Origin of the sequence: Alteromonas sp. KS69 (genome assembly GCF_003989595.1) — a bacterium.
In the GTDB taxonomy this organism is placed as follows: Bacteria; Pseudomonadota; Gammaproteobacteria; order Enterobacterales; family Alteromonadaceae; genus Alteromonas; species Alteromonas naphthalenivorans.
The window spans coordinates 146,521-153,573 of record NZ_PYHU01000002.1 but is presented as its reverse complement, the minus strand read 5'-3'; the positions used below and the strand labels follow the sequence as shown (position 1 = coordinate 153,573).

At 43.5% G+C, this 7,053-nt stretch carries 9 protein-coding genes; 2 read left to right on the top strand and 7 right to left on the bottom strand.

Going from position 1 to position 7,053, the window contains the following annotated elements; genetic code table 11:
• Positions 1–484: 484 nt before the first annotated feature.
• Complete coding sequence (locus tag C7Y69_RS01450) at positions 485–1,021, top strand: gamma carbonic anhydrase family protein (RefSeq protein ID WP_126871561.1); 537 nt, start codon at positions 485–487, stop codon at positions 1,019–1,021.
• 27 nt (positions 1,022–1,048) lie between these two features.
• On the opposite strand, the gene aroE is transcribed toward C7Y69_RS01450, so the two are convergent.
• Positions 1,049–1,876 (bottom strand): shikimate dehydrogenase, encoded by an 828-nt coding sequence (gene aroE, locus C7Y69_RS01445; RefSeq protein WP_041452655.1) that lies wholly within the window; start codon positions 1,874–1,876, stop codon positions 1,049–1,051.
• A gap of 28 nt (positions 1,877–1,904) precedes the next feature.
• Between aroE and C7Y69_RS01440 the strand changes: the two genes are divergently transcribed.
• Positions 1,905–2,336 carry a group II truncated hemoglobin gene (locus C7Y69_RS01440; protein ID WP_126871560.1) on the top strand — a complete coding sequence of 144 codons (432 nt, stop codon included), beginning with the start codon at positions 1,905–1,907 and terminating at the stop codon, positions 2,334–2,336.
• Between the two features lie 101 nt (positions 2,337–2,437).
• Here C7Y69_RS01440 and C7Y69_RS01435 read toward each other — a convergent pair whose 3' ends face one another.
• From C7Y69_RS01435 to dprA, 6 genes are all read right to left on the bottom strand, one after another.
• Complete coding sequence (locus tag C7Y69_RS01435; protein ID WP_126871559.1) at positions 2,438–3,112, bottom strand: OmpW/AlkL family protein; 675 nt, start codon at positions 3,110–3,112, stop codon at positions 2,438–2,440.
• A 165-nt stretch (positions 3,113–3,277) separates the two neighbouring features.
• Complete coding sequence (gene hemF, locus C7Y69_RS01430; RefSeq protein ID WP_126871558.1) at positions 3,278–4,222, bottom strand: oxygen-dependent coproporphyrinogen oxidase; 945 nt, start codon at positions 4,220–4,222, stop codon at positions 3,278–3,280.
• Positions 4,219–4,794 carry a Sua5/YciO/YrdC/YwlC family protein gene (locus tag C7Y69_RS01425; RefSeq protein ID WP_126871557.1) on the bottom strand — a complete coding sequence of 192 codons (576 nt, stop codon included), beginning with the start codon at positions 4,792–4,794 and terminating at the stop codon, positions 4,219–4,221. Before C7Y69_RS01425 ends, hemF begins: the two co-directional genes overlap by 4 nt.
• 21 nt (positions 4,795–4,815) lie before the next feature.
• Positions 4,816–5,367 carry a type I DNA topoisomerase gene (locus C7Y69_RS01420; RefSeq protein ID WP_013782530.1) on the bottom strand — a complete coding sequence of 184 codons (552 nt, stop codon included), beginning with the start codon at positions 5,365–5,367 and terminating at the stop codon, positions 4,816–4,818.
• Between the two features lie 30 nt (positions 5,368–5,397).
• A complete protein-coding gene (locus C7Y69_RS01415; RefSeq protein ID WP_013782529.1) occupies positions 5,398–5,874 on the bottom strand; it encodes a DUF494 family protein in 477 nt (158 codons plus the stop codon).
• A gap of 1 nt (position 5,875) precedes the next feature.
• Complete coding sequence (gene dprA / locus C7Y69_RS01410; protein WP_126871556.1) at positions 5,876–7,033, bottom strand: DNA-processing protein DprA; 1,158 nt, start codon at positions 7,031–7,033, stop codon at positions 5,876–5,878.
• Positions 7,034–7,053: the final 20 nt, after the last annotated feature.

The window sequence follows — 7,053 nt, the reverse complement described above, 5'->3', positions numbered from 1 at the left end:
CTAAATTGTTAAAGAACGTGGCCACTTAACGTAACCTCACCGTAAGCCGTTGCTTTTTGGTGACTCACTCTGTTTGAGCGAGGTGCGTATTATACGCTTGAAGTTTTCAGTGTCAACACTTTTTGAAAATTTATTTTCTGAAGCGTTTTCTTTAAAACCCCGTCACACTTGACCTTAAAGGTAAGTAGTGACTTGCTTTGTCAGTGTAAGTTGTTTCACTTTCCTGTCGAAGCGGATGCGCATTCTAGAGATTTCTGAGCCTGCGTCAACCTCTGTTTTCAAAAAAGTGTCACATTTCGTTTAAGTGCTTAAAATACCAACCACACAGCCTATAAATCACACATAAATTCGGATTTTCACTGATTTCCTATTAGTCTCATTGCCTATTTTTACTTAGGCAATGGTGGAATAAGATTGGTTCTTCACCCCTATTCTCTGTTTTAATGCGTTCTCAACAGATGAATTTATATATAAAGGTGCAGTTTTGACAATCAGAAACTATCAATCAACTTCTCCCACGCTCGGCGAACGCTGCTATATAGATGAGTCAGCTGTTATTGTTGGCGACGTTACCTTAGGCGAAGACGCAAGTATCTGGCCTTTAGTCGCTGCCCGAGGTGACGTAAATCACATTGCAATTGGAGCACGAAGTAATATTCAGGATGGCAGTGTGTTGCATGTTTCTCGTAAATCCGTTTCTAACCCTAATGGTTTCCCCCTTATTATTGGAGATGACGTTACCGTAGGGCATAAATGTATGCTTCATGGCTGTGTGCTTGGAAATCGTATCTTGGTAGGAATGGGCGCCATCGTAATGGACGGTGTTATTGTAGAGGATGATGTCTTTATTGGAGCTGGTGCTTTAATACCACCAAATAAGCGACTCGAAAGTGGTTACCTTTATGTAGGGAACCCAGCTGTAAAGAAACGCCCATTAAAGGAAAGCGAGACAGCCTTTCTAAAACAATCAGCGTTGAACTACGTAAAATTAAAAGATGAATATAGAGAGGAGCAGGCTTAACAGCCTGCTTGCTTATACCATTCTCGATTACTTTGCCTTTAACTGGCTACGTAATACATCAATTACCGCACTGGTCTTTGGTTTGTAGCCTGTCCATATTGTAAATGACGCGGCAGCCTGTTCCACCAGCATACCTAAACCATCAAGTACCTGTAACGCACCTAACGATAATGCTTGTTGCATAAAGTAAGTCGGCTCTGCGCGATAAACCATGTCATACGCTGTTTCGCATTCTTTAAATAGCGTTGCGTTCATATCAAAAGGCAGAGTTTCGCTTAAGCTCGCTGCGGTTGAGTTAATAATGATATGTGGAGCTACTTTATCGCAGTCTTCTATACCTACTACCTTCACCTTACCTCCACCCGTTTCACTTGCCACTGTTTCGGCCTTCGCTTTTGTCCTATTAGTAAGATGTAGCGATGCAATACCTGAAGCAATAAGCGGTGCTATTACACCTCTTGCCGCTCCACCTGCACCTATTAATAGCACGCGTTTGCCTTGCAGTTGTACACCATGATTAAGTAAGTCATTAACTAACCCTACGCCATCGGTATTAAAACCTGCAATGGTGCCATCGCTACGCTTCATTAATGTATTAACCGCTTTTGCATCTAACGCAGCTTGGTCGTCTACACTGGCAAGCGCAAAGGCATCTTGTTTGAAAGGCATAGTGACATTGCAGCCTACCGCGCCAGGTTGCGATAAGAATGTGTTCGCTGCAGGCGTAAAACCATCTTCTGGGGCGAGGATTTTTTCGTAACTAATTTGCTCGCCGCATTGCTTAGCGAACATTTGATGAATAGTTGGTGATAGACTCTGAACTATAGGGTTACCGAAAACGGCAAACTTTTTCATTGAATTGTTATTAATAAGGCTGTCTGTCATGGGAATGTCTAACTTCTTTAAATCGATACGAAAGGAAAAACCTGCTGTGTCAGAGACTACACCATATTACCGAATAGGTGGAGAAGATAAGGTACGCCTTTTGGCAAACCGTTTTTATGACATTATGCGCGATGCTCCTATTGCAAAAGAGCTTTACGCTATTCATCCTCAGCCAACAGATAGAATCAGAGAAGTGTTTTTTCTTTATTTAAGTTTATGGTTAGGCGGACCTGATACCTATCAGCAGCAATATGGTCACCCACGGCTACGTTCACGACATCTTTCTTTTAGTGTTACACCAGAATTAAAAGACCAGTGGATGTACTGTATGCGAAAAGCCATGCACGAGACGGTTGATGACCTTCCTTTGGCGCAGCAACTTCTTAACGCGCTAGATCAACTTGCCACGCATATGATTAATACTAAATAAAAAGCGCTCCGTGAAATTCGGAACGCTTCAGATTAAGATTCAAGGTTATCCGAGCTTAATAAGCCACTTATATAAACGTAACTTACCTCATTAGATAAATCTTAGAATGTATAGCCTACAGACAAGGTATAAACCCAAGGGTCAATATCAATGTCGTTTACGTTACCTTCTGCACCACCTACGGTAAATGACGCTTCGGTGTTAATATCGATGTAACGTACTGACGCATTAACATGCCACTCTTTATCTATTTGATAGTCCATTCCCACTTGTGCAGAAATACCTACAGAATTATCTAAAGACAAATCTTCAAGGCCTGCTTCTTTATTTGCAGCCGTAAATGACTCATCAAAGATAAAGGTATAGTTTAAACCTGCACCAATATAAGGTTGAAAGGCAGCATTAGCATCGTTGAAGTAGTAGTTAACAGTAACAGTTGGAGGTAAGTGCGTGACTTCTCCCAATGCATTACCTGTCCCTAGTGGATCGTTAACCGAAAAATTCACATCGTGAGTAAACGGCGTTGCGGCCAACAATTCAACATTGATATTGTCGGTGATGAAATAAGCAACGTTTAATCCTAACTGGGTATCGTTATCGATAGTCAGTGCTACACCTAAATCGCTACCACCTGCAATGATGTTAGAGGTTGATTCGTCGGGCGCAACGGTTGTTAATCCACCACGAACTATCCAATCACCCTTTTCATGAGCTGAAGCGAAAGGGGCGGCAAGCGCTAAAGAAATACATATGGCTGAAAGTGTGTGTGTACGCATTGTGTGTCTCTTGTGTGTTTAATGATAATGACGACACTGTAAACGTTTAAAAAGAAAATATTTTGATCCAGCGCAAGGTGCAATCTAGCTACATAGCTTGGTAATGAGGGAATTTGATGTGGATCAAGGGAATGGCACCACAGGAAGAACCCATGGTGCAAAATATTACCAGTTTGTAGGCTGAAGCCAGTCAGTTAGCTTTGCTTCCGCGCTACCTGGAGCTGGAGTATAGCAATACTCCCATCGTGCGAGTGGTGGCATAGACATTAAGATTGATTCGGTTCTACCACCAGTTTGTAACCCAAACAAGGTGCCTCTATCGAATACCAAGTTGAATTCTACATAGCGACCACGGCGATAGAGCTGAAAGTCACGCTCTCTTTCACCGTATGAGGTGCTTTTTCGCTTTTCTACGATAGGTACGTAAGCATCGACAAAACCATTGCCCACTGCCTGCATAAAGTTGAATGAAGTTTCAAAACCCCAATCATTTAAATCGTCAAAGAATAAACCGCCTACACCACGTGTTTCATTGCGATGCTTTAAGAAGAAGTAGTCATCACACCACTTCTTATATTTCCCGTACACGTCTTCACCAAAGGGAGCACACAATTTCTTCGCGGTATTGTGCCAATGCACGACGTCATCTTTAAAGGGATAAAACGGGGTTAAATCGAACCCACCGCCAAACCACCAAATAGGCGCTTCACCTTCTTTTTCGGCAATAAAAAAGCGTACATTTGCATGAGACGTCGGAATATAGGGGTTGTGTGGGTGAATAACTAACGAGACCCCCATGGCTTGAAAGTTTCTACCCGCAAGTTCTGGCCGGTTAGCCGTGGCAGACGCCGGCATCTGACTTCCAAATACATGAGAAAAGTTAACCCCACCTTGCTCTATTACTGCGCCATTTTTAATGACCCGAGAACGCCCGCCACCACCTTCCTCGCGAACCCAAGAGTCTTCTTTAAACTGCCCTTTACCGTCGGAAAGTTCTAAGGTTTGGCAAATGTTGTCTTGCAATGATAGTAAGTACGCTTTTACTTGTTCTATTACTTCACCGGCGTCTTTACCGTCTAACTGTTGATTTACGTGTTGGGGGTCAATCATGATCTTATTATCTCTCCGGTGTCGCCGTCACGGATGGTACTGGGTTTAGCGTGGCCACCTACTTCTCCATCAATATAGAAAACACTATCACCAAATATATTGATTGCGTCCTGCTGGGTGATTGCGGGTTGTTGGCCAGTTAGGTTGGCACTTGTAGATACAAGTGGCTTTTCTAGCTTTTCACATAAAGCTTTAACCACTGGATGGTTGCTGACTCGAACCGCTATTTTTTCATGCTTGCCAGTTAACCATTGTGGCGTCGACGCCGACTTGGGTAGCAGCCAAGTATTTGGCCCAGGCCAACTGGACACAATTTCAGTACGTCTGTGCTGAAGTATGGCTTCATCATTTATATAAGGTAATAGCTGAGAATAGTTAGCGGCAATCAAAATTACCCCTTTTTCGATGGGGCGCTGCTTCAATGCTAAGAGCGCTAACACAGCCGCTTCATTGTCTGGGTCACAGCCTATGCCCATAACCGCTTCAGTAGGGTAAACCAATAAGTCACCATTTTTAAACGCGGATACAATTGGGTCGCTAGTGTCTACTTGCCCCTTGGTCGGGATACTCATTAGTGCTTTTCTCTGTAGGTGTTATTTATCGTCTTTTTTGAAGCCACACCCTGGCTGAGGGCAACAAATTTGGCCTTTCTTTTTTATCAGAACGGCCCAGCCACAATCGGGGCATGCTTCATTTACTGGCGTGAAATTTAGCACATAACGACAGTGGGGATAATGGTCACACGCAAAAAACTGCTTACCGTATTTATTGGTGCGGGACGCAAGTTGTCCTTTTTTACACTTAGGGCAAGTAACGTGGGTGTCTTCTTGCTGTTTAATTGGCGAGATATAGTGGCATTCAGGAAAATTGGTACAGCCTATAAACATACCAAACCGCCCTTTCTTGATAGCCAAGGTAGAATCACACTCTGGGCAGGTAACCCCATCCAGTAGTTTTAATAAGGTGGTTTGCTTATCGTGTAATGGCTTGCTGAAGTGGCAATCTGGGTAACCGGTGCAGCCAATAAAAGGGCCTGATTTGCTGTTTTTTATATGCAGTGGTTTACCGCAATCGGGACAATCACCGAAAGCGTCTTCTAAGGCATGTTCGTGCGCAGAGAAAAGTGAATGATCAATTTTCGACATAAACCAGCAACTAGCACGACATGAAGCACATTAGTGCAACACGCCGTCAGGTTCATCAAATAATAAATCTTCCATTTGTGCGTAGGCTTTTTCTTTACCTGGCACATTGAACAGTACCATTAGCACTACCCACTTTAGGTCTTCTAAACAGAATTCAGAAGAGTCTATTTCCATTACCCTGTCTATTACCATTTCTCGCGTTGACGCATCTACCACGCCCACCTGCTCTAAAAATAGCAAAAAGCCACGGCACTCTACGTCTAATCGCATCTGCTCTTCATGCGTATAAATACGACTGAGGCTGGTACTAATCCCTTTACAAAAATAAGGCTTAATATCTGTTTCTTGCAAAGCCGCTAGCTTTTCAAGCCACGCTAATGCTTTGTAGATTTCATCATGATGGAAACCCGCGCGTACCAACTCCTCGGTAAGCTCGTCTTGATCGACTCGAATTTCAGTTTCACTGTGAATGAAGTTTTCAAACAGGTACATGAGGATATCGAACATATTATTTTCCCCTCAATTTAATGTAGCCACCAGGGACAGCGGCTACTAAACCACGCAACTCATATTCTAATAATGATGCCATAACCTCATTAACAGGAGAGGTACAGCGCTGCGTTATAACATCAATAGCGGTGATGTCGTAATCCACACTATCTAATAATTTATCGGTTGCCAAGTTATTCACTTCACTTTTTTTACTTAACGCTTCGTTCTGGCATTCTCTCTCACCAGTCGACACTACAATTTCATCGAAAATGTCATCAACACAGGTTACCAGCTTAGCGCCTTGCTGAATTAACCAATGACATCCTTCGGAGTAAGCATGGAAGATACTTCCAGGAACTGCAAATACTTCACGCCCCATATCTGCGGCCAAATTCGCAGTTATCAAGGTACCACTCTTTATTTTTGCCTCTATAACTAGGGTTCCAAGCGACATAGCAGCAATTATTCGGTTTCTTCGGGGAAAATGCCAAGGCTTAGCAGATACACCTGGAAAGAACTCGGTAATACAAGCGCCCCCTGCATTCACGATGTCTCGGTGTAGCGATACATTTTTAGGGGGGTACACAATATCAGGCCCCGTCCCCATTACCGCAAGGGTGCCGCCTTCGCACACCAAACCACCTTTGTGGGCAGCTGAATCTATTCCTGCTGCTAACCCGCTGGTTACTGCTACGCCGTTACTTGCTAACGCTTCGGCAAAATCAGTAGCAATTTGCTTACCTTGATGACTCGCCCGTCTACTCCCTACAATCGCAATTTGAGGTAATGCTAATGTGTTGACGTTACCTATAACAAATAACACCAACGGGGGATTTGGCAGGGTCTTTAATCGCTCAGGGTAGTGTGTGCACCCTAGGGTGACAATATGATGCTTTGCATGTGAAGCATGCCAGCGTGTCGCTTTTTCAAGTAAGTTAGGAGAAATTGCTTGTGTAAGGGTATGGAGAGCGCCCGAAGTGAAAGCGGTTTTATGAATACCATCCAATAATGCTAGTGCGCTAAGGGATTCTGCTTCAAGCGCCTTAAGCCACTTCCCTGTTGCGATATTTATTGCTGAAGCCATTGTCAGCCATGCTATCTGTTCTTTGCCTAGGGCTTTATCCAATGCTTTAACAGCATTACTGCTTACTTCATGTGGCTGGAAAGTTGTCATAGCCGCTCCTAAATAATAAG

Bases quoted from the DNA above. Each gene is read 5' to 3' on its own strand.
- hemF (WP_126871558.1), bottom strand. From the start codon at position 4,222: ATGATTGACCCCCAACACGTAAATCAACAGTTAGACGGTAAAGACGCC.
- aroE (WP_041452655.1), bottom strand. From the start codon at position 1,876: ATGAAAAAGTTTGCCGTTTTCGGTAACCCTATAGTTCAGAGTCTATCA.
- C7Y69_RS01420 (WP_013782530.1), bottom strand. From the start codon at position 5,367: ATGTCGAAAATTGATCATTCACTTTTCTCTGCGCACGAACATGCCTTA.
- C7Y69_RS01415 (WP_013782529.1), bottom strand. From the start codon at position 5,874: ATGTTCGATATCCTCATGTACCTGTTTGAAAACTTCATTCACAGTGAA.
- C7Y69_RS01435 (WP_126871559.1), bottom strand. From the start codon at position 3,112: ATGCGTACACACACACTTTCAGCCATATGTATTTCTTTAGCGCTTGCC.
- C7Y69_RS01425 (WP_126871557.1), bottom strand. From the start codon at position 4,794: ATGAGTATCCCGACCAAGGGGCAAGTAGACACTAGCGACCCAATTGTA.
- C7Y69_RS01440 (WP_126871560.1), top strand. From the start codon at position 1,905: ATGGGAATGTCTAACTTCTTTAAATCGATACGAAAGGAAAAACCTGCT.
- dprA (WP_126871556.1), bottom strand. From the start codon at position 7,033: ATGACAACTTTCCAGCCACATGAAGTAAGCAGTAATGCTGTTAAAGCA.